A 21,521-nucleotide genomic window follows, 5' to 3' on the forward strand; every position below is an offset into this window, starting at 1 on the left:
CCTGAAATACACATTTAGTTACACTTATTGCGCTAGGCTGAATTAACAATTTGTGTCATTTTCTTTTCACCCCACCAGAGGGGCAAATAATAAGACAACCACAGGGTAAATAATAAATGATGAAGCGCACTTTAGTGGCGGCATTAATGCCGTTACTGATCGGCCTGCCGACTGCTCAGGCCGCACAAATTTATAATAAAGACGGAAATAAGCTGGATTTACAAGGCAAGGTTAACGTTTCGCATTATTTTTCAGATGATCCGTCAAATAATGGCGATCTCACTTCCTATGCCCGCATCGGTTTTAAAGGCGAAACCGCCATCACCGATCAACTCACTGGCTATGGTTTCTGGCAGTACCAGTTCAGCGTCAAAAACTCTGAAGGTGCAGATGCCAACACCGGTAACAAAACCCGCCTGGGTTATGCCGGGCTGAAATATGGCGAACTGGGTTCACTGGACTACGGCCGTAACTACGGTCTGGTTTATGACGCATTAAGCTACACCGATATGTTGCCGGTATGGGGTGGAGACTCTGCCTATAACGACGCCTTCCTGACTGCTCGCTCAGGTGGTGTACTGACCTGGCGCAATAAAGACTTCTTTGGTCTGGTGAAGGGCTGGAACATTGCGGCACAGTACGAAGGTAAGAACGATCGTACCTCGACCAACAATGCCGGTCTGCAGGTGAGCCGTGCGAATGGCGATGGCTTTGCTTTATCTACCTCATATGACTTTGATTTTGGTTTGAGTTTTGCTGGCGCTTACTCAAGCCTGCAACGTACTCAGGCACAAAACGCAGCGACTTTTGGTCGCGGTGACAAAGGACAGGTATGGGCAACATCTGTTAAGTATGATGCTAACCAGATTTACCTGGCAGCAATGTACGGTGAAACGCTTAACGCCACACCGATGCCTTCCAGTGCGACCGGTTTCGCTAACAAAGCACAGAACATGGAATTTGTTGCGCAATACCAGTTCCTGAATGGCTTACGCCCTTCATTAAGCTACGTCACCTCAAAAGGCAAAGACATTGAAGGCATCGGTGATGCCGATCTGTATAAATACTCTTCTGTGGGTGCAACTTACTACTTCAATAAAAACATGTCGGTGTACGGCGAATACCGTATTAACCTGCTGAAGAAAAATAATCCGCTGGGTCTGGCAACAGATGACATTACAGCGGTAGGTCTGGTCTACCAGTTCTAAGCGTTACCCCCTCATTGTTAAACGGCCCGGCCTGTGTCTGACGGGCCGTTTCTCTTTACCCCGTCCTCTCAGCTCAGGCGATAGTGACAGTCCGGCTGCATCGGTTGGGGCAGATCCTTCTCTCCCGACATTTCCCGCAAATTGATTTCTATGTTGATGCAGATAGCATCCATCGGCAGATGGTTATTCTTATAGCCAAACGGCATTTCCAGCTCTTCCGCCAGCGTATCGAGTGACAAAAAGGTGTAGGAAATAAACATCGACACCAGCGGCGTCATCGCATGCAGGTCCGGCGCCAGCGCAAACGGCAGCAACGCACAAAACAGATAAACGGTACGCCGTAGCAGCAAGCCATAGGCAAACGGCACCGGCATGCTGGCCAGCCGTTCACATCCTCCCAGCACTGCCGCAATCTGGTTGAGGTTGTTGTCAATCGTGCTCCAGACAATATCGCTGATTACCCCTATTTGTCGCTGCTTTGCCAGCCACTGCGACAATTGCAAATGCAGCATATTTGCCGCCGAGTGCTGGCCCAGCAGCACCTCGGCCTCGCTGCCCAGCAGGCGCGTCAGGTCGTCACGTGCATCCGTATGACGGAGTTGATGTTTCAGACTGGCACAGAATGCCAGCAGCATGGCCTGCACCCGCTCCGCATCTGCCGGGCAGAAGGCAATAACCTGACGCAAAATATTACGGCAGGCAATCAGCAACGCCCCCAGTAACAGGCGGGCCTCGCTGAATCGCGCATAGCAAACGCTGTTACGGAAACCCAGAAAGATAGCGATGGAGACGCCCAACAGGCTGAACGGCGCCAGCGTGAGCTTAATGCCCAGGGTTTCATACCAGTCCAGCAACGCCAGGGCGAGCAGCGACATTAACAGGTTAAGAAACAGGCGGAACAGGATATCGGGCAGAACAGAGCCATGCCAGGCAAACAGACGGATAAACCAATGGTTGGGGGGTCGAAGAATCATGGTGTGCAGATGAATGGATATTTTTGCCGATTCTGCGAGTGTGCGTGTGCTTTTACCAGTGAAAAAGTGTGACAAAAATCACACTTTATTGTGACGTTAGTCGCTGAAGCTCAGCGGATCGGTAACCGGCGAGCGCGCGTCCCCCTGTTCCGCGGGCGGCTCATCCAGCGACAACGGCGGCTGGACCCTGAGGGTGATCCAGTTGGACGTGACGCGCTGTTGTTTACTGTCTTCGACCGTAACCGACAGATGGTAAGTATTGCTGGCCCCCGGAGTGCTGTCCCACGGCGGCACAATCACGCTCCAGCCGTCCGTTGCACTGTTGTTCGGGGGAGCAGTCAGACTCAGCGCCGCCGTGTCGCCCTGCCAGCTCAGCCCCTTAATCGCATGACTGGCGCGTACCTGCAGCTTAATTGGAACGCTCTCGCCCGGATTAAGCTGCCATGGCGGCGTCGCCAGAAACACGGAGAGGGTTTTGCGCTGCCGGTAAGCCATTACCGGCGTTTGGCTGCGCGTGACGGTATCGTAGCGACTGCCACGCAACGAACGCATCTCGGCGACGTTACTGGCATCCAGCTGGCGGCTTAAAGCCACGCCAAAACGGTAATTCAGTTTCAGCCCAACCTGATCCTGGGTCTCGCCGGCACTGCTGGTTTTGTGGCTGGCCGTGAAGGTCACCAGCGGCACGGGCGTGTAAGACAGCCCGAGCGAGAGTGCCGCCGGATTGTGGTAGCGATTACCGCTGTTAAACAGATCAACCTTTTCACCCAGATACTGCTGATAACTGAATGACACGCCCAGTTGACGGTAAAAAGGAAGATAGCTTTGAGTGGTGATGTCGTAACCTTCGGCCATGCGGTATTGCTGGCTGCTGTCACGATTGCGCCATCCTGAAAGCGGATGATAGTAATTAGCGGAGAGCCGCAGGTTGTTGCTCCAGGCTTCCGTTCCCACCGATGCGCGCTGGAGGCCGCTGCGAAAACTGCGATCGATAAAACTGTTGTAGCCTAACAGCCAGTTGCCCAGATCCCAGCGCTGGCCCAGTCCCGCATTACCGACCACCCCTTCCACCGTATCGTGCAGACCAAGCTGACTAAACGTCAGATAGCGGTTTTCATCGGCCAGCGGACTAAACAGATTACCGCCGGTCCCGTCAAAATTGCCGTCCATGTCAACTTTCAGGTCGAATTCTGCATTACCGTAGGGAGAGAGCAGCGACTGCCCTTCCGTTTCCACCCGCGTCGCAACTTCGTCACGCAGATGATTAAACGCCCACTGCCCGGCCTGCTGACCAAAGGTCACATCGCTGCTGCTTTCACTGGCTTCTGCAATGCTTTTCGCCGCCTTCGCCAGTTTTTCACTCCACTGATGATCCTCCTCGACATGCCCCAGCGACGGAAGATCGTTAAGCGACTGCCGGAAACGAGCGGGATCGCCAAACGGGGTAGCAGGAATCTGACTGTCGGCTTGCAGCGCACGAACAGGGGCGGCGGCGATGGCCGTCATGACAGTCAACGCGAGGAGAACAGGTCTGTAAATCACATCATCAGGTCCGGGCATAAACATTATCAGGTGGTTTCTCAACGAGAATGACAAAACCAGCGCAGACTATTTTAGCATAATGTGACACAGATTAATGATTTGAAGCGATATTTGTGCTCAGCGAAGCGGCAAACCCCGCATGAAACGGCGTTAAGATAACCCTTCACCGACGTAACGCGCCGGGGAAAACATCAGGAGAAAATCAATCCGCCGTCCACATTGATCGTTTGCCCGGTAATATAGCGCGCATCATCCGAGGCCAAAAACGCCACCAGCCCGGCCACATCCTGCGGCTGTCCGGCGCGCTTCAACGGAATCGTGTCGACCCACTCCGCCATCAGCTCGCCTTTGCCATAAGTTTTCTTATCGCTGCTGAGAATGGCCCCCCAGGCCCGATCGTTGTAATCCCACATTTCACTTTCGATAATGCCCGGGCAAAACGCATTCACGGTAATGTTCCAGCGCGCCAGTTCCAGTGCCAGACTTTGTGTAATACCGATTACCCCCATTTTACTGGCGGCGTAATGCGGCGTGTAGATAAAGCCTTTGCGTCCCTGGCCGGAGGACGTATTGATCAGGCTGCCGCCGTTTTGCTGCACCATGTATTTGGCCGCCTCACGACAGCACAGCCAGACACCGGTGGTATTGACGGCGAGCACGCGCTCGAAATCGCTTTTCGGCAGCGCATCAAACGCATCAATGGTGATAATCCCTGCGTTTTGAATCGACACGTCAATGCCGCCAAAACGTTCTGCGGCCTGCCGGTACAGGCGTTGTACCTGCGCTTCATCCGTGACATCCGCCTGCAGGGCCAGGATAGCGGCCCCGGTGGCGCGAAGACTGTCGGCCGTGGCAAATACCCGATCAGCATTGGAGACCATCACAAGGTTTGCGCCGTCCTGGGCAAAGCGGGCGGCGATGCCGGCACCAATCCCGCGGCAGGCGCCGGTGATCACCACGGTTTTTCCACTAAAATTGCGGTTCATGCTGCTCCCCTGTTATCCATGACTGATATCAGCCCGTGGCGTGACCGGCTGCTTTTTTTCATGACGACGCAGCAGTATCACTTTGCTCTGCAGGCGCTGCTGGAACTGGTCAATCACCACGGCGGTCACTATCACCACGCCCTTGATCACCATTTGCCAGAAATCACTGACGCCCATCATGACCATGCCGTCAGCCAGAAAGACGATAACAAAGGCCCCGATGATTGAGCCGGAGAGACGACCGCGCCCCCCCGCCAGCGCGGTACCGCCCAGCACCGTGGCACCGATAGCATCCATTTCAAACATATTGCCGGTCATCGGATGCGCAGTCTGTAACTGGGAGGCAACGATCAGGCCGACCAGTGCGGCACACAGGCCCGAAAAGGCATAGACGAATACTTTCACTTTGATAATCGGCACACCGGCCAGCCTTGCGGCCGGTTCATTGCCGCCCGTCGCATAAATGTAGCGACCAAGCGGCGTTTTACGGGTGAGATAAAGGCCAAGCAGCAGGAAGCCGATCATCAGCCAGATCGGAATGTACACGCCCAGGAAGGTGCCCGATCCTAACCACGCGAAGCCGGTGTTGCCTAACGCAGGCAGGCCCACCAGGTTGGCATAGGTCGCGCCATCGTTAAACAGCAGCGCCGCGCCACGGGCGACATACATCACGCCCAGGGTACAGATGAAGGGGGCGACGCCCAACCGGGTAATTATCGTCCCGTTAAGCATGCCCACCAGCACACCAAACAGCGCTACCACCAGAATCACCTCCGGCACGTTCAGGAAGAGCCGGTTCCCGTCCCATAACGGGATGCCTGCGGTCAGCAACGCCCCCGCGAACATACCGCAGATACCGGCAACCGCGCCCACCGAGAGATCAATGCCGCCGGTCAGGATCACCAGCGTCATGCCAATCGCCAGCAGGCCGGTAATCGCCACATGCTGCGTCATGATCAGTACGTTAGAGGGCGTCAGAAAATTCGGCACCATGACGCTAAAGAAACCGACGACGATCAGTAAGGCAATAAAGGTACGCGCCTTGAGCAAATACATATAAAGCAGATATTTTTGGTTCATGGAGTTCTCCGGCACCTCAGGCTTGCGGGGTTGACGCGCTAATCAGTTTTTCGCGCGTGGCATCCGCGCGGGGAAGATCGGCAGTAATACGGCCGTCGGCCATCACCAGAATGCGATCGGCCAGCGCCATGACCTCATCCAGTTCAGACGACGAAAACATGACCGCCAGCCCCTGTTGCGCCAGCTGACCAATCAGGTGGTACACATCGGTTTTGGCGCCCACATCAATGCCGCGCGTGGGTTCATCGAGCAGGACGACCTGAGGACCGGTCATCAGCGCTTTGCCCAGCACCACTTTCTGTTGGTTGCCGCCGCTCAGCGAGGTGATGGGCAGTTCGCTGTCGCTGACTTTAATGGCCAGCTGCCGAATCATGTCATTCACCCGCTGCTGCTCCCGTTCAGGGTTTACGAGGCCCAGCGCGCGTCGAAACCCGCGCAGGCTGAGATCGGACAACGTCATGTTGGCGGTGATCGACATCAACCCCACGATGCCTTCGCCCTTGCGATCCTCCGGCACCAGCGCAATCCCACGCCTGAGCCGCTGCTGAAAATTACAGGTATCCAGTCGCTGCTCACCCAGACAGATATGCCCGTCCTGACAGGGCTGTAGCCCGATCAGACCTTTAAACAGCTCCGTTCGCCCGGCACCCAGCAGACCATAAATCCCAATCACCTCGCCTTTGCGCAGGCTAAAACTGACTGCATTCAGGCGGTAACCGCCGTTCTGATGCAGCGCCGTCAGCCCGTCGACTTTCAGTACCGTTTCGCCCTGTACGGCAGGCTGATAGTCGAAATGTTTTGTCTTGTCGCCCACCATTTGCGCAATGATCCAGGGCACGCTGGCCTCGCGCACCTCCCGTTCCGCAATAAAGCGCCCGTCCCGGAAAATGGTGATGTGGTCGCCAATTTCCATCAGTTCTTCCAGCCGATGGGAGATATAAATGATGGTGACACCACGTCGCTTGAGTTGCTCAATCACGTTGAACAGCACTTTGACTTCCGACTGACTCAGGGCGCTGGTGGGTTCGTCCATGATCAGCACGCGCGTGTCCTTTGACAGCGCCCGGGCGATCTCTACCAGTTGTTGATGACCAATGCCCAACTCATCCAGCGGCGCACAGGGATCGACGTCCAGCTCCAGCCGCTCCAGCAGCGCCTGGGCCAGCTGATACTGGTACTTTTCATTGATGACGCCGCGCTGAAAGAATTCGTTGGCGATAAAGATGTTGTCCATCACGTTCATATTGGGGAACAGGTTCAGTTCCTGAAAAATAATGCTGATGCCCAACTTCTCAGCCTGATGAGTGGAACTGAGCGCAACCGGCTTGCCATCCAGCCAGATTTCACCTGATGAGGGCGTTTCAACCCCCGCCAGCATCTTCATCATGGTGGATTTGCCTGCGCCGTTCTCCCCGATCAGCACATTTACTTTGTTGCGATAGACCCGATAATTGACCTGATCCAGCGCGGTCACACCGGGATACACGCGTGACAGGCCACGCGTTTCAATAATGACGTCGTCTTGCGGTTGCGCTTCAGGCATGATCACCTCCTCACTGACGCGTAATCTGGGCTGGCGTGATAGCAGGAAGGGCGCGCGGAATATCCCAGCTACTGAACACCCCTACCACCTGGACGTGATCACCGGTTTTGATATGGCTGTCCTTCATCATGTTGACGGCCTGCTGATTAATGGCTTTGCCAAAATCACTGAACAGGTCCTGATTGTTGAAGTCCTGATAGCTGGTGCCTTTATACGCATCCCGCAGCGCCGTACCACGAATGATCGGGCCCGTCTGAATAGTGACAGTGTCACCTGATGCATCTTTGACTTTCATTTTGCCGTTGCGCGAGGTGGTCTCCAGCGCCGTGACATCGCCGCTGACACTGACGCTAAAGACACAGGGGTTTTCGCTTTGTGAGCGATAGCCGAGCGCCTTACAGGCGCTGTCCAGATCCTTCTCTGCCTGCAGCCGCTGCATCAACTCGCCCAGCGGTCTGGCCTGAGCGACGATCTGCGGAACCAGCTTCTGCTGCCAGAGGGCGTGGATGTTGGCCATGTGCGGATTGGGGGGATTCTTGAGATCGGCCAGTTCCTGCTGCGAGACAATACGGCAGCCACTCAGCGCGGCAACCACCAGTATCAGACAGAGTCGGTTGTACATACATTCTCCCTGGCGCCCGTAAAGACGGGCGCAATACGCGTGAATTACGACTTGTAGTTAAAATCTTGTACGTTTTTGGCATTGTCTGGCGTGATCAGAATGCCGCGGAACATCACACGTTGTTTCTCCGGCTTGACGCCCTTCTGGATGTAGTTATCCAGGTCAGTCATGCCCTGCGCGGCAATCGCCTGGGCCTGCAGCATGACGGTGGCTTTTAAGGTCCCGGCTTTCACCGCATCACGCTCGTCATTGCTGCCGTCAATCCCGACCACGACCACATCGTTGCGGCCTGCCGCTTTTAGTGCGGCAATCGCGCCCAGCGCAACCGGACCATTACCGCAAATCACCCCTTTTACGTCCGGGTGGGCCTGTAAAATGCTGTCCATGATGCGTTTGCCGTCGATAAGCGTGCCTTTGGCATCCTGACGGGCGATGCTTTGCATATCGGGATACTGTTCCAGCACCTGGTGGAAGGATTTTGAACGGGTGACGCAGTTATTGTCTGCGAGGTTACAGGTCAGCTCGGCATACTTGCCTTTCTCACCCATTTTCTCGACAAACACGTTGGCCACATCCGAACCGGCCTGAAAATTGTTATGGGTGATTTGTTCCAGCGCCACATCGTCTACCGGGATTTCGCGATTGATTAACACCACCGGTATCCCGGCGTCTTTCGCTTTCTTAATGGCCGCGACGCTGGCTGTCGAGTCCGCGTTATCCAGAATGATGCCCTGCACTTTTTTGCCGATGGCCGCATCGATCAGCTCGTTTTGTTTTTTGACATCCTCACCATGAGACAGCACCGAGGTTTTGTAGCCCAGTTCCTGCGCTTTCAGATTGGCCCCCTTCGCTTCTGAGGCGTAATAGGGATTATCCAGGGAGTTAACCAAAATCATGATGGTGCCCTTTTCCACGGCAAGCGCCGCGTGGGAAAACAGGCAGGCGGCAATCGAAGTACAGAGCAACGTCGTTTTTTTCATGGTGATGTCTCGCTATTATCGTTGTGGCAGGGAAAAGATGACGGGCCGGTCGCCTTACCAGATGGTGAATCCACCGTCGATCATCAGGTCAGCACCGGTGATCATGTCGCTGCCATTGCTGGCAAAGAACAGGACGGCGGCGGCAATTTCGTCGGTATAGGCAAAGCGGCCCAAGGGGATGAGTTTTTTCATTTCTGTGCCCTTCTCACCGCGCCAGGCTTTTTCGCCCATGGGCGTCAGTACCACCGTCGGTGATAAGGTATTGACGTTAATGCGGTGCGGGGCGAACTCTTTCGCCATCACCTTTGTCATACCCAGCAGGCCAGCTTTCGCCGAGGTATAGGCCACATGGTTGTCGATAGCGATGGAGGCCGCCTGAGAGGCGATATTAATAATCTTGCCGCCGTTGCCAGCCCGGACCATGCGTTTCGCCACTGCCTGCGAGCACAGAAAAGGCCCGGTCAGATTGACGGCGATCTGCTTTTGCCATTCCGCAAATTCGGTGTCCAGCACCGGCTGGAGCATCACATAGCCCGCGCAGTTCACCAGAATGTCGATATGTCCGTAGTGGTTTTCCACCTCCCCGAACGCCCGTTCAACGTCGGCAGGTTCCGTCACATCACAGCACACCAGCTGCACCGGCTGACCGGCGAACGTCTCACGCAGGTGTTCCGCTTTTTCGGCTTCAAAAGGCGGATAAAGCAGCGCCAGGCGAGCCCCTTTCTTCAACAACATCTCGTTACTGGCCATGGCAATGCCGCCCAGACCGCCCGTCACCACGGCTACTTTGCCGCTGAGATCCATGTTGTTGTCTACGCCATAACGCAGGTTAACGTCATATTCACTGCTCATCCGACTGTCCTCTCAGGTTTTTAATTCCCCACAATCATTTTCGAACAAAAATATATGCTATCGAATTGATGGTTAATGTGGCTAAGATCAAATTTCGCGAAAATGCCCTTCAGGCAGCGACAGCCCGTTAAAATCCCGTGATCCAGATTACAGATCCCGTGAAACAGGCGGTGCAAACGGTGACAGGGTGAGAGACAGGAGGCGACAATAAATCATATTGATTTTCGTTCGAAAACACACAGAGAGTCGGGGCTCACTCGCCAACGCGAAACCGGCAAGGTAAACTCTTTCACAGCGCGTGAATGCACGAAGCCCGATGCAAGTAAAAGAGGGAGCATTTCGATTGAAAAGCAAAACTGAGCAGTTAGCTGAAATGCAGCAGCGGCGTGAAAAGATTTTAGAGATGATTCGGGAAGACGGCACGGTAACGGTTAAAGCGTTAACCCAAACCTTTGGGCTTACCGAGGCCACGCTGCGGACCGACCTGCGCATGCTGCAAAAACAGGGGTTTGTACAACGCTATCATGGTGGCGCAACGCTGGTGACCGGCAAGCAGAACACCGGCCTGTTGCAGCTTGAACGTCAGACGCATCTGGAAGAGAAAGACGCCATTGGTCGTCTGGCCGCGCAGCACATCGAAAATGGCGATACGGTGATTTTCGATTCCGGTACGACAACGACGGCGATTGCCGATGCCATCAGCCACATTCGCCGTCTGTCCGTGGTGACCACCGCCGTCAACATCGCCCTGAAACTGGGCGGTGAGCCGGGCATTAATGTGTTGCTGACAGGCGGCACCTTTAAGTTTCCGACGCTGTCAACGTCGGGCGATAAAGCGGCCAGCTTTTTTGAAAATGTGCTGGCGGAAAAGCTGTTTCTCGCCACCGCCTGTATTTCGCCGCGGCTGGGCCTGAGCTTTCCCAGTGAAACCGATATTAAAGTGAAAATGGCGATGATTAACTCCGCCAGTACCGTTTATGTCGTGGCGGACTCCAGCAAAATCGACAAGGTCTCGATGTTTGCCCTGCCCTGCGACTGGAGCCACATCCACTATCTGATCACCGACAGTGGGATCAGCCCGTCGCATATTGCGGCCTTTGAAGCGCTGGGCGTCAGGGTGCTGGTTGCGCCCACTCCGGCCCGCCGGTCAGGATAGTCTGTCCCTGATTTTTCCCCCGACGCCGTCATCGTCAGTGCGATGCCGTCACGCTCATCGCCGTCTCGCGCGGTTGGGCAGCCATAAGATCGGCACGGTAATAGCGCACCACGTCGCCCACAATCAGTAACGACGGCGACACCGGTTTTTGCTGTTCGACCGTATCAGGTAACCCGGCCAGCGTGGTGATCAGCACCCGCTGGTCCCGGCGCGTACCGTTTTCAATGATTGCCACCGGCGTCGCCTCACTGCGGCCATATTCCCGTAACCGGGCGCTAATCACGCTGCTCCAGCTTAACCCCATGTAAAACACCAGCGTCTGATTGGTGGCGGTCAGCGCCGCCGCATCCAGCTGCGGTTCGCCGCTGCGCCCGTGCCCGGTGATAAAGCGCAATGACTGGGCGCAGTCACGGTGCGTCAGCGGAATGCCGCTGGCAGCCGCACAGCCCACGGCGGCGGTAATGCCGGGTACCACCTCGCAGACAATATTCGCCTGCTGCAGGCTGACCATCTCTTCGCCGCCACGGCCAAAGATAAAGGGATCGCCGCCTTTTAACCGCACGACATTGCGCCCGCTGGCGGCCAGATCCACCAGCAGTTGATTGATCTGTGCCTGCTTCAGGCCGTGATGACCCGGCTGTTTACCGACGTCGATACAGAGCGCGCTGCTGGCGACTTCCGCCATCACCGCTTCGCTGACCAGGCGATCATAAACCACGACGTCCGCGCGTTGCAGCAGACGCAGCGCCTTGACTGTCAGTAGCTCCACATCCCCCGGCCCGGCCCCGACCAGCCAGACCTTGCCCGGGCTGGACGCGTTTTCCGGCGCCAGCAGTTTATCTAAAGCGTTGATCGCGATCGTCATTCTTCCTCCGGTACAGCAACGGAAAGCAAAAGGTGTTTTAGCTCCGGCAGACAGGAGCCGCAGTTAGTACCACAGTTGAGTGCGTTACCCAGTGCCTGGGTGCTGTGACAGCCCTGTTTAATCGCCTGTAAGATCGTGTTTTCTCCGACGCCAAAGCAGCTACAGATCGTCCGGCCAGCCACGGCACGTTGTGCCGATTGTCCCGCCAGCAGAGCATGCCGTTCCGCCGCATTCGCCGGCGCCTGGCGAAAAGCCTGTGCAATCCAGTCATGATCGATCGCGGGTAACGACGCGCCGGCATAAAAGGCCAGCTGCAGCTCACCGTTGCCCCAGGCCAGCAGGCGGTAATGCGGTTCCGCCGCGTGGGCGGTTTGCCGTTGCAGCCCGTCCAGCGGGATCGTTGCCGTGAGCCACTGTTCTGGCGAACCGTCTCCGGCCAGGCTAAAACGTTGCGCGCCCTCATAGGGTGTACGCGCCCAGTAGCGCAGCCCGTCAGGCGGGCTTACGTCGCGCTGCCAGAGCCAGCCCTGCCAGCGGGTGTGGAGCGGCTGGATACGTACGGCGGTTTGTTTAAAGGCAGGCTGTGCCGAGACCGGACAGCGGGTTGAGGCCACCAGCCCGCCGACCGTGCCCTGCAGGCTGAACTGTCGGTTCCAGTGCATAGGGACAAAGATCTCACCGCGTCGCAGACCGCTGTCCAGCGTCACGCGCACCGTCATCCAGCCCGCGTCGGACTGCACCCGTGCCAGTGCCCCTGCGCACAGGCCATAGTGTTGTGCGTCCTGCGGATGCAGTGCTGCAAACGGCTCATCACAATGCTGCATGAGCCGGGGAACCAGACCGGTGCGTGTCATGGTGTGCCACTGATCGCGGATCCGTCCGCTGTTCATCAATAACGGATACGCCGCCCTGCACGCGACGGGCTGCGGCGTGGCCGGTGGCAACAGGCGGGCTTTACCATCAGGATGGTAAAAGTGCCGGTCGCTAAACAGCCGCGCGCAACCCTGGGGATAGCGGGCGTTGACCGGCCACTGCACCGGCGTCAGCGCATCCCACTGTGCGTCGCTCATCCCGGCCAGACCGCTAATATCAAACGCGCGCTGGCCGTTGTTCTCAAACCCCGACAACGCCGCGTGTTCGCGGAAGATGGCTGCCGGGTGCGTCCAGGCAAAGCCTTCATGAAAACCCAGACGCTGGGCGACCTGGGCGAGTAACCACCAGTCCGGTTTCGCTTCTCCGGCCGGGGGCATAAACGCGCGCTGGCGGGAAATCCGACGTTCAGAATTGGTCACGGTGCCGTTCTTTTCCCCCCATCCCTGCGCGGGTAGCAAAATATGCGCAAAGGCGGTGGTATCCGTTTGCGCCAGTACGTCTGACACTATCACCAGCGGACAGGCAGCCAGCGCCCGGGCAATGCGATTGCCTTCTGGCATCGAAACCGCCGGATTGGTGCCCATAATCCATACGGCTTTGACCGCCCCGCGATCAATGGCGTCGAACAGATCGACCGCCGTCAGGCCGGGCTGACGCGCCATACGCGGACTGCGCCAGAAACGCTGTAAACGGTCGCAGTCTTCCGCAGTGAAACTCATATGAGCCGCCAGTTGGTTGGCCAGTCCGCCAACCTCCCGCCCGCCCATCGCATTCGGCTGTCCGGTCAGCGAAAACGGGCCGCAGCCGGGTCGGCCTATCTTGCCGCTGAGCAGATGCGCATTGAGAATGGCATTGTTGTTGTCACTGCCGCTTTGTGACTGGTTGATGCCCATACACCATAAGGTCAGTACGCGCTCATGCCGGGTAAACAACCGGTAGAACGCGGCGATCATGTCGTGGCTGATATCACAATGGGCTGCCACCGTCGCACAATCCCACTGCCGCGCGGCCTGTAAGGTTGTGTCTACACCGTCCAGATGCGGCAGCATCGTGGCGTCAATGCCGCCATGCTGTTCCAGCCAGTGCAACAGGCCCGAAAACAGGGCCGGATCGCTGCCCGGCCGGAGCGGTAAGTGCAGATCGGCGAATTCACAACTGGCCGTGCGGCGCGGATCGATCACCACAACCTGCATCTCAGGGCGCTGCGTTTTTGCCTGCTTCAGGCGCTGAAACAGCACCGGATGAGCCCAGGCGGCGTTCGAGCCGACCAGGATAACCACCTCGGCCTGCTCCAGATCCTCGTAACAGCACGGCACGGCATCCGCACCGAACGCCCGTTTATAGCCCGTCACCGCTGAGGCCATGCACAGGCGTGAATTGGTATCGATATTGGCGACGCCGAGAAAACCTTTCATCAGCTTGTTCGCCACATAGTAATCCTCGGTCAGTAACTGGCCGGAACCGTAAAAAGCCACCGCCTCCGGGCCGTACGTATCGATAATCCTGCGCAGTCCGTCAGCCGCGGCATCCAGCGCCGCCTCCATGCTGACGCGCTGGTGATGAAGCTGAGGATGCAGCAACCGTCCGGCCTGTGTCAGGGTTTCGCCCAGCGCCGCGCCCTTCACGCACAGCCGCCCGGCATTCGCCGGATGACTGGCATCGCCCCGGACCTGAGCCGACGCGCTCTGCGACTGCGTGACCTCGACGCCGCAGCCCACACCGCAATAAGCGCAGGTGGTTTTCATGATGCCTGCGCCATCAGGTTAAGCGGACGGTTGGCGACCCACACCTGGCCGTCCTCCAGTTTGACCGGCCAGCAGCGCAGTTGATGCTGAGGGTTATCCAGGCTCTGTCCGTCCCGCAGGCGCACCCGCTGTTTGTAAAGCGGAGAGATCACCACCGGCTCCCCGGCAACATCGCCAAGGATGCCGCGTGACAGCACGCTGGCTTCGCTGCCTGGCTCACGATCCTCCAGCGCATAACAGTCATCACCCAGACGGAATAAAGCAATACGGACGCTGCCAAGACGGGCCCCAATGCCGGCCTCTGGCGGGATGGCCTCCAGCGGACAGATTTCGCTCCAGGGTTCGGCGGGCAGATGCATCAGGGGAATACCGCTGGCCTTGTGGGGCTGGCGCTGTCCGCGCACGCGCGCATAGTGCAGCGTTTCATCCGGGTGATCGCTGTTCACTGTGGCGGTAAACAGCGCACGTCGCGAAGGATCGGCCAGCGTGGTCTGCCATTCACACTGCCAGGTGTCCACCACCTGTTGCATGTCCTGTTCCAGCGTGGCGGCGATCCCCAGGCTGTCATGAATCACCACCTCACGCAGGTAGTCCAGCCCGCCCTCCATGTTATCCATCCAGACGCTGGTACGCTGCAGGCGATCCGCCGTGCGCACGTAGAACATCAGAATCCGGTCGACGTACCGGATCAACGTGTCATCGTCCAGATCGCTGGCAAACAGTTCCGCATGGCGTGGCTTCATGCCGCCATTGCCGCAGACATACAGGTTCCAGCCGTTTTCCGTGGCGATGACCCCGATATCTTTGCTTTGCGCTTCCGCACATTCGCGGGTACAGCCGGACACGGCCATCTTGATTTTATGTGGTGCGCGCAGGCCCTTATACCGGTTCTCCAGCGCGATGGCGAAGGCGGTAGAATCCTGCACGCCATAACGACACCAGGTCGAGCCAACGCAGGATTTCACCGTACGCAGGGATTTTCCGTAGGCATGACCGGTTTCAAAGCCGGCTTCCAGCAGGGTTTCCCAGATAGCAGGCAACTGGTCCAGTCGCGCACCAAACAGATCGATACGCTGGCCGCCGGTAATTTTGGTATAGAGATCGTAACGCGCGGCCACTTCGCCGATGGCGATCAGGCCCTGTGGCGTGATCTCGCCCCCTGGCACGCGCGGCACTACCGAATAGGTGCCATCTTTCTGGATATTGGCAAAGTAACGGTCGTTCGTGTCCTGTAAGGGTAAATGGGCCGGTTTCAGCAGGTAATCGTTCCAGCACGAGGCCAGCAGCGAACCCACCAGCGGTTTACATACCTCGCAACCACAGCCCCGTCCGTGGCTGGCCAGCAGCTCGTCAAAGGTTTTGATGCCATTGATACGGATCAGGTCATACAGCGCCTGACGGGAATAGGCGAAGTGCTCACAGATGTCTTTTTTAACGGCGACGCCCTGGTTTTCCAGCTGAAACTCCATCACCTGTTTTACCAGCGCAGCGCAGCCGCCACAGCCGGTTGCCGCTTTGGTGCAGCTTTTAATACTGGCCATCTCGCCACAGCCGCTCTGCACCGCCTGGCAGATATCGCCTTTACTGACGTTATGACAGGAGCACACCTGGGCGCTGTCCGGCAGCGCAGCGACGCCCAACCCTTTGGCCGGCGCGCCATTTAATACAGGCAAAATCAGCGCTTCCGGTGCTGCCGGCAGCGGCATGTCATTTAACATCGTTTGCAGGAGGGTGGCATAGTCGCTGCTGTCTCCCACCAGCACGCCGCCCAGCAGTCGTGTATTGTCAGCGCTCACGACGATCTTCTTGTAAATGCCTTTGGGTCCATTGGCCCAGTGGTAGCTCAGGCTGCCCGGTGTTTTGCCGTGCGCATCGCCAAAGGAGGCGACTTCTACGCCCAGCAGCTTCAGTTTGGTGCTCATGTCGGCACCGGTGAACTGCGCGGGTTCGGCCGCCAGATGCCCGGCCAGCACTCGCGCCATCTGGTAGCCCGGCGCTACCAGGCCAAAAATCTGCCCGTTCCACAGCGCGCATTCGCCGATGGCATAAATGTCGCTGTCACTGGTCTGGCAATGGTCATTGATGGTAATGCCCCCGCGCGGCCCCACGCTGATGTCGGCACTGCGGGCCAGCTCATCACGCGGACGGATACCGGCAGAGAACAGCACCAGATCGGTGGCCAGCTCGCCGCCATCGGCAAAGTGCAGCACCAGACTGCCGTCAGGCTGGCTGGCAATTTGTTCGGTCTGCTTCGCGGTATGTACCGTCACGCCCAGCGCGTCGATTTTTTGCCGCAGCATCAGCGCCCCGCCTTCGTCCAGTTGCACAGCCATCAGGCGCGGCGCAAACTCAACCACGTGGGTCTCCAGCCCAAGCTGCTTCAGCGCGTTGGCGGCCTCCAGGCCCAGCAGCCCGCCGCCGATCACCACGCCGCGCTGACTCTGGCGGGCACAGGCTGCGATGGCATCCAGATCGTCCAGCGTGCGGTAGACAAAGCAGCGCTCGCCGTCATGGCCGGGTACCGGGGGGACAAAGGCGCGCGAGCCGGTGGCCAGCACCAGCTTATCCCAGGCCAGCTCACGGCCCGCGCTGTCGCGCAGGCTGCGCTGCTGGCGATCGATCGCCTCTACCCGGCAACCGCTACGCAGTTCAATCGCGTTTTGGGCAAAAAATTCTTCGCTTACCAGCGACAACTGCGTGGCCGTTTTACCGGTGAAATACTCGGAAAGGTGAACCCGGTCGTAAGCCTGATAGCGCTCTTCGCCGTAAACCACCACGTGATAATGTTGATGCAGGTTACGATCGACCAGTTGCTCCAGAAAATGGTGGCTGACCATGCCGTGACCCACCACGGCTAATACAGGTTTCGTTTGGCTCATCACAGGGTTTCCTGCAGCCAGCGGCTGCGTTTCAGGTTCATCAAGGCCGAACAGCGTATTCACAGAAACCGGTCCGGCATTATGGAGTTGGTTCAGCAGCGCACCACTTTGCTGGCAGTCGCCATACAGCAGCACGCCGTTCAGCCGGCCGTCTTTTAGGAACAGGCGGCGATAGTGCCCGGCGATCGGGTCAAAACTAGTGACAGACGGGGCTTCGCGAACGTCACCGGCGCTAAACAGGGAAATACCGCTGACTTTGAGACGGGTGCCCGTGGCTGCGCTGTAGAAATCCGCCTGAGGCCGATCGGCCAGTTGCGCCGCCAGAATCTTCGCCTGGGCCAGACAGGGCGCGACCAGACCGAAGGTCTCGCCGCTGATTTCACAACATTCGCCTACGGCATAAATTCCCGCGTGCGCACTGCGCAACTGGCGATCCACCAGAATGCCGCGCTGGCAGGGAATCCCGGCGGCCTGCGCCAGGGCGATTGCCGGCTGGACACCAATGGCCATCACCACCTGCTGCGCCGCCAGCACCCGGCCATCGTGGAGGATCACGCTATCCGTCCGGATCGCCGCAAGGCTGGTATTCAGTTCACAGCGAATGCCGCGCGCCCGGAGCTGAGCCAGCAGTAATTCCCCTGCCCTGGCGTCCAGCTGTCTGTCCAGCAAACACGACTGACGATGAAGCAGCGTAACCTGACGCCCCTGTGCCTGAAGGCCGGCGGCCGCTTCAATACCCAGAAAGCCGCCGCCGACCACCACGACCGGACCCTGCCCCGCCAGCAAAGTGTCTACATCCTGCAGCGTGCGAAAGGTGCTGACATGCGGCAGGTCGCTGCCTGGGACAGACGGCCGACAGGGCTGCGATCCGGTCGCCAGTACCAGGCGGTCCCAGTGCAGCAGGCGCTGGTCGGTGCGTAAGGTCCGCTCAGCGACATTCACCTGTTCCACCGTCTCTCCCGCCAGCAAGGTCATGCCGTGACGGTGATACCAGTCACGATCGTGGATCAGCGTTTGCGCAACGGTGGTTTCTCCGGCCAGCAGTGGCGACAACAGCACACGGTTATAGTTGCCGTGCGGCTCACGGCCAATCACGGTGATGTCGTAACGCGTCGGCGCCAGCTGCACCAGGGTTTCCACCATGTGCATGCCCGCCATCCCGTTACCCACAACCAGCAACCGTTGTCTCATGGTGTCGTCCTTATGCCGCCGAGGTTTGTTTTTCGTAGAGAAAATGCAGCACTTTCTGGCGCAGATGGTGATAACGCACGTCATCCGCCAGCGCCACGCGTGAACGCGGCCGGGCCAGGTCAATCGTCAGGATGTCGCCCACCTGCGCCGCCGGGCCATTGGTCATCATCAGCACCCGATCGGACAGCAACACGGCTTCATCCACATCATGGGTAATCAGGACGATGGTGGTGTTCAGCGCCTGCTGGATGCGCATGACGCTGTCCTGCAGATGCGCGCGCGTTAAGGCATCCAGCGCACCGAAGGGTTCGTCCAGCAGCAGCACGCGAGGTTTCATTGCCAGCGCGCGGGCGATGCCGACGCGCTGCTTCATGCCGCCGGAGATCTCGCCGGGGCGCTTATGCATGGCATGACTCATTTGCACCTGGTTGAGGTTGTGCTCGATCCAGTCACGTCTTTCGGCTTTGTTCATCTTGCCTTTGAACACCTGCTCGACCGCCAGCTCAACGTTTTGATACGCCGTCAGCCAGGGCAACAGAGAGTGGTTTTGGAACACAACGGCGCGCTCAGGGCCGGGGCCGGTAACTTCGCGGTTATCGCACAACAGGACACCGCTGGTAGGCCGGGTTAAACCGGCGATCAGGTTGAGCAGCGTGGATTTACCACAGCCAGAGTGACCGATCAGGCTCAGCGTTTCCCCCTGATGAAGATCAAAACTGACATTATCGAGCGCCAGAAAATCGCCGCCGGAGGTGGTAAAACGCTGGCTGACCTGCTGTACACGAATGATAGGTTGCATAGTGTTCCCCTTATTTATCCCAGCTAAAGCGACGCGCCAGCAGCATCAGTCCCTGCTCCAGTAGCAGGCCGACGACGCCAATCAGCAAAATGGCAATCAGGATGTTTTCAACATTGAGGTTGTTCCACTCGTTCCAGATCCAGAAGCCGATCCCCAGGCCGCCCGTCAGCATTTCGGCGGCCACGATCACCAGCCAGGCGATGCCAATCGACAGGCGGACCCCGGTCAGCACCGCTGGCAGAACGGCGGGAAACAGGATGCGGCGCAGGATGGTCCATTCCGACAGTTGCAGCACGCGCGCCACGTTGAGGTAATCCTGGGGAATGCGCTGTACGCCTTCTGCGGTATTGATAATCATCGGCCAGATGGAACAGATAAAAATGGTCCAGCTGGAGGCCGGTTCGGCGCGCTGAAACAGCAGCAGGCCGATAGGCAGCCAGGCCAGCGGGCTGACCGGGCGCAGTAGCGCGATAACCGGATTGAACATGCGTGCCACAAAGGTAAAACGCCCCAGCAGAAAGCCTGCGGGAATCCCCACCAGCGCGGCCAGACCAAAGCCGACAGCCACGCGCTGCAGCGAGGCCAGCACATTCCAGCCGATGCCCTGATCGTTGGGGCCGTTGTTATAGAACGGATCGGCGAACAGGACTTTCGCCGCCTCCCAGGTGGCGTACGGGCCGGGAAAGCCTTTGCTGGAAAGCGCCGCGATCTGCCAGATCAGGAGCAGAAGCAGCACACCGCACAGCGCGGGAATGGCACGCTGCAAAAACGGACGCAGGCGCGCAGGTGAACGCATCTTTTTTGGCGTCACCTGAAGGGGCACCACAGTGGCGTGGGTGGGCAGCGTCTCAGGCTGCGCCAGCGAGCGAGTCTGGGTTTTCATCACGACCTCTCTTTATGGTTAATGGCAAAGCTGGCGGCGTAAGCGGCAGGATTCGTGCCATCCCATACCTTGCCGTCCATCAGGGTGCTGCTGCGCATCTCACTGCCGGGCAACGTGACGTTGCCGACAGCGCTGGCAGCCTGTTTGTAGATATCGATCTGGTTGATCTGCTTTGCGACAGCCAGGTAGTCCGGATCCTGGGTCAGCATTCCCCAGCGCTTAAGCTGGGTAAGGAACCACATACCATCGGACAGATACGGGAAACTGACGCTGCCGTCATGGAAGAAGCGCATCGCATGCGGATCCTGCCATTTCTGTCCCAGCCCGTTTTCGTACTGGCCGAGCATGCGGCCTTGCAGAATCTCAGGTTTGGTGTTGATCCAGGCGCGCCCGGCCAGCACCTGCGCCGTTTCGCGGCGGTTATCATCGGAGGCATCGATCCAGCGTGCCGTCTCAAGGACAGCCGCCGTCAGCGCGCGCGCCGTATTGGGGTTCTCTTTCACCCACGCGGCGCGGGTGCCGAGAATTTTTTCGGGATGATCGGGCCAAATCTGCTGACTGGTGGCGACGGTAAAACCAATATCGTCGCTGATGGCGCGCTGGTTCCACGGCTCGCCCACACAGAAGCCGCTCATATTGCCAATCTTCATATTCATCACCATCTGCGGCGGCGGCACGACGACGGTGCGCACGTCATCAAACGGATTGATACCGGCATTCGCCAGCCAGTAGTACAGCCACATCGCGTGGGTGCTGGTCGGAAAGGTATGGGCAAAGGTGAGACTGCCTTTGGCCTGGCTGTCGATGGTCTTTTTCAGGCTGGCGGCATCGGTAACCTTCTGCGCTTTCAGCTGGTTCGACAGGGAGATCGCCTGGCCATTGTTATTAAGCGTCATCAGGTTCGCCATCGCATGCTGCGGGCCGGCAACGCCCAGTTGCAGGCCATAGATCAGGCTGTACAAAACGTGTGCCGCATCGAGCTCACCGGAGATCAGCTTGTCGCGGACGGCTGCCCAACTGGCTTCTTTACTGGGCTGTAGCGTCAGACCATATTTTTTGTCAAAGCCTTTCACCGAGGCCATGACGACCGGCGCACAGTCGGTCAGCGGAATAAATCCCACCCGCACGGTGGCTTTTTCTGGCGCATCGGAACCCGCCGCCCATACGGCGTTGCGCAATCCCGGCAACAGCCACAGCCCGCCAACGGCGGCGCTGGATAACAGCAGTTGACGACGAGACAGTGAAACTGGCGATTTGCTCATTTTTTGCCACCCTCAGGAAATAAAAAAAGGCGTCCTCTCCACTGCTTTCACAGGGAGATGGACGCCTTTATCCAAAGCACT

General features: G+C 58.1%; 16 protein-coding genes. 2 read left to right on the forward strand and 14 right to left on the reverse strand.

Annotation, left to right across the window (positions count from 1 at the left end):
* Positions 1-116: 116 nt before the first annotated feature.
* Positions 117-1,208, forward strand: coding sequence for a porin (locus tag C7433_RS03150; RefSeq protein ID WP_033741100.1), 1,092 nt, complete (start codon positions 117-119; stop codon positions 1,206-1,208).
* A 68-nt stretch (positions 1,209-1,276) separates the two neighbouring features.
* On the opposite strand, the gene C7433_RS03155 is transcribed toward C7433_RS03150, so the two are convergent.
* From C7433_RS03155 to C7433_RS03190, 8 genes are all read right to left on the reverse strand, one after another.
* A complete protein-coding gene (locus C7433_RS03155; RefSeq protein WP_033741099.1) occupies positions 1,277-2,182 on the reverse strand; it encodes a bestrophin family protein in 906 nt (301 codons plus the stop codon).
* Positions 2,183-2,278: 96 nt separating this feature from the next.
* Positions 2,279-3,751 carry a YchO/YchP family invasin gene (locus C7433_RS03160; protein ID WP_110267816.1) on the reverse strand — a complete coding sequence of 491 codons (1,473 nt, stop codon included), beginning with the start codon at positions 3,749-3,751 and terminating at the stop codon, positions 2,279-2,281.
* 164 nt (positions 3,752-3,915) lie between these two features.
* Positions 3,916-4,710, reverse strand: coding sequence for a glucose 1-dehydrogenase (locus C7433_RS03165; RefSeq protein ID WP_033741098.1), 795 nt, complete (start codon positions 4,708-4,710; stop codon positions 3,916-3,918).
* A 12-nt stretch (positions 4,711-4,722) separates the two neighbouring features.
* The gene (locus tag C7433_RS03170; protein ID WP_110267591.1) at positions 4,723-5,790 is read right to left on the reverse strand and encodes an ABC transporter permease; all 1,068 of its coding nucleotides are present in this window, start codon (positions 5,788-5,790) and stop codon (positions 4,723-4,725) included.
* Positions 5,791-5,806: 16 nt separating this feature from the next.
* Positions 5,807-7,333, reverse strand: a complete 1,527-nt coding sequence (locus tag C7433_RS03175; RefSeq protein WP_110267592.1) for a sugar ABC transporter ATP-binding protein — start codon at positions 7,331-7,333, stop codon at positions 5,807-5,809.
* 10 nt (positions 7,334-7,343) lie between these two features.
* Complete coding sequence (locus C7433_RS03180; protein WP_110267593.1) at positions 7,344-7,955, reverse strand: DUF2291 family protein; 612 nt, start codon at positions 7,953-7,955, stop codon at positions 7,344-7,346.
* Positions 7,956-7,999: 44 nt separating this feature from the next.
* On the reverse strand, positions 8,000-8,935 hold the full coding sequence (locus tag C7433_RS03185; RefSeq protein WP_033741095.1) for a D-ribose ABC transporter substrate-binding protein: 936 nt from the start codon (positions 8,933-8,935) through the stop codon (positions 8,000-8,002).
* Between the two features lie 54 nt (positions 8,936-8,989).
* A complete protein-coding gene (locus C7433_RS03190; protein WP_006118926.1) occupies positions 8,990-9,787 on the reverse strand; it encodes a GolD/DthD family dehydrogenase in 798 nt (265 codons plus the stop codon).
* Positions 9,788-10,130: 343 nt separating this feature from the next.
* On the opposite strand from C7433_RS03190, the gene C7433_RS03195 reads away from it, so the two are divergent.
* A complete protein-coding gene (locus C7433_RS03195; protein ID WP_110267594.1) occupies positions 10,131-10,943 on the forward strand; it encodes a DeoR/GlpR family DNA-binding transcription regulator in 813 nt (270 codons plus the stop codon).
* Positions 10,944-10,977: 34 nt separating this feature from the next.
* On the opposite strand, the gene cobA is transcribed toward C7433_RS03195, so the two are convergent.
* The 6 genes from cobA to C7433_RS03225 are packed head-to-tail and all read right to left on the reverse strand — an operon-like array spanning position 10,978 to position 21,440.
* Positions 10,978-11,808 (reverse strand): uroporphyrinogen-III C-methyltransferase, encoded by an 831-nt coding sequence (gene cobA / locus C7433_RS03200; protein WP_039340685.1) that lies wholly within the window; start codon positions 11,806-11,808, stop codon positions 10,978-10,980.
* Complete coding sequence (locus C7433_RS03205; RefSeq protein WP_110267595.1) at positions 11,805-14,426, reverse strand: nitrate reductase; 2,622 nt, start codon at positions 14,424-14,426, stop codon at positions 11,805-11,807. The genes cobA and C7433_RS03205 overlap by 4 nt, the downstream gene beginning before the upstream one ends.
* Positions 14,423-18,496: a nitrite reductase large subunit NirB gene (gene nirB, locus C7433_RS03210; RefSeq protein WP_110267596.1), complete on the reverse strand. Its 4,074-nt coding sequence runs from the start codon at positions 18,494-18,496 to the stop codon at positions 14,423-14,425. The genes C7433_RS03205 and nirB overlap by 4 nt, the downstream gene beginning before the upstream one ends.
* Before the next feature lie 10 nt (positions 18,497-18,506).
* A complete protein-coding gene (locus C7433_RS03215; RefSeq protein WP_033741085.1) occupies positions 18,507-19,295 on the reverse strand; it encodes an ABC transporter ATP-binding protein in 789 nt (262 codons plus the stop codon).
* A 10-nt stretch (positions 19,296-19,305) separates the two neighbouring features.
* Positions 19,306-20,178 (reverse strand): nitrate ABC transporter permease, encoded by an 873-nt coding sequence (gene ntrB / locus C7433_RS03220; RefSeq protein ID WP_006118920.1) that lies wholly within the window; start codon positions 20,176-20,178, stop codon positions 19,306-19,308.
* Positions 20,178-21,440 (reverse strand): CmpA/NrtA family ABC transporter substrate-binding protein, encoded by a 1,263-nt coding sequence (locus tag C7433_RS03225; RefSeq protein ID WP_033741083.1) that lies wholly within the window; start codon positions 21,438-21,440, stop codon positions 20,178-20,180. The genes ntrB and C7433_RS03225 overlap by 1 nt, the downstream gene beginning before the upstream one ends.
* Between the last annotated feature and the right edge of the window lie 81 nt (positions 21,441-21,521).

The sequence above is a fragment of the Pantoea sp. PNA 03-3 genome (genome assembly GCF_003201175.1).
Classification (GTDB): domain Bacteria; phylum Pseudomonadota; class Gammaproteobacteria; order Enterobacterales; family Enterobacteriaceae; genus Pantoea; species Pantoea stewartii.

Excerpts from the sequence above, each read along its gene's own strand:
- C7433_RS03150 (WP_033741100.1), top strand. The coding sequence starts at position 117 with ATGATGAAGCGCACTTTAGTGGCGGCATTAATGCCGTTACTGATCGGC.
- C7433_RS03155 (WP_033741099.1), bottom strand. The coding sequence starts at position 2,182 with ATGATTCTTCGACCCCCCAACCATTGGTTTATCCGTCTGTTTGCCTGG.
- C7433_RS03165 (WP_033741098.1), bottom strand. The coding sequence starts at position 4,710 with ATGAACCGCAATTTTAGTGGAAAAACCGTGGTGATCACCGGCGCCTGC.
- C7433_RS03170 (WP_110267591.1), bottom strand. The coding sequence starts at position 5,790 with ATGAACCAAAAATATCTGCTTTATATGTATTTGCTCAAGGCGCGTACC.
- C7433_RS03175 (WP_110267592.1), bottom strand. The coding sequence starts at position 7,333 with ATGCCTGAAGCGCAACCGCAAGACGACGTCATTATTGAAACGCGTGGC.
- C7433_RS03180 (WP_110267593.1), bottom strand. The coding sequence starts at position 7,955 with ATGTACAACCGACTCTGTCTGATACTGGTGGTTGCCGCGCTGAGTGGC.
- C7433_RS03185 (WP_033741095.1), bottom strand. The coding sequence starts at position 8,935 with ATGAAAAAAACGACGTTGCTCTGTACTTCGATTGCCGCCTGCCTGTTT.
- C7433_RS03190 (WP_006118926.1), bottom strand. The coding sequence starts at position 9,787 with ATGAGCAGTGAATATGACGTTAACCTGCGTTATGGCGTAGACAACAAC.
- cobA (WP_039340685.1), bottom strand. The coding sequence starts at position 11,808 with ATGACGATCGCGATCAACGCTTTAGATAAACTGCTGGCGCCGGAAAAC.
- C7433_RS03205 (WP_110267595.1), bottom strand. The coding sequence starts at position 14,426 with ATGAAAACCACCTGCGCTTATTGCGGTGTGGGCTGCGGCGTCGAGGTC.
- nirB (WP_110267596.1), bottom strand. The coding sequence starts at position 18,496 with ATGAGACAACGGTTGCTGGTTGTGGGTAACGGGATGGCGGGCATGCAC.
- C7433_RS03215 (WP_033741085.1), bottom strand. The coding sequence starts at position 19,295 with ATGCAACCTATCATTCGTGTACAGCAGGTCAGCCAGCGTTTTACCACC.
- ntrB (WP_006118920.1), bottom strand. The coding sequence starts at position 20,178 with ATGAAAACCCAGACTCGCTCGCTGGCGCAGCCTGAGACGCTGCCCACC.
- C7433_RS03225 (WP_033741083.1), bottom strand. The coding sequence starts at position 21,440 with ATGAGCAAATCGCCAGTTTCACTGTCTCGTCGTCAACTGCTGTTATCC.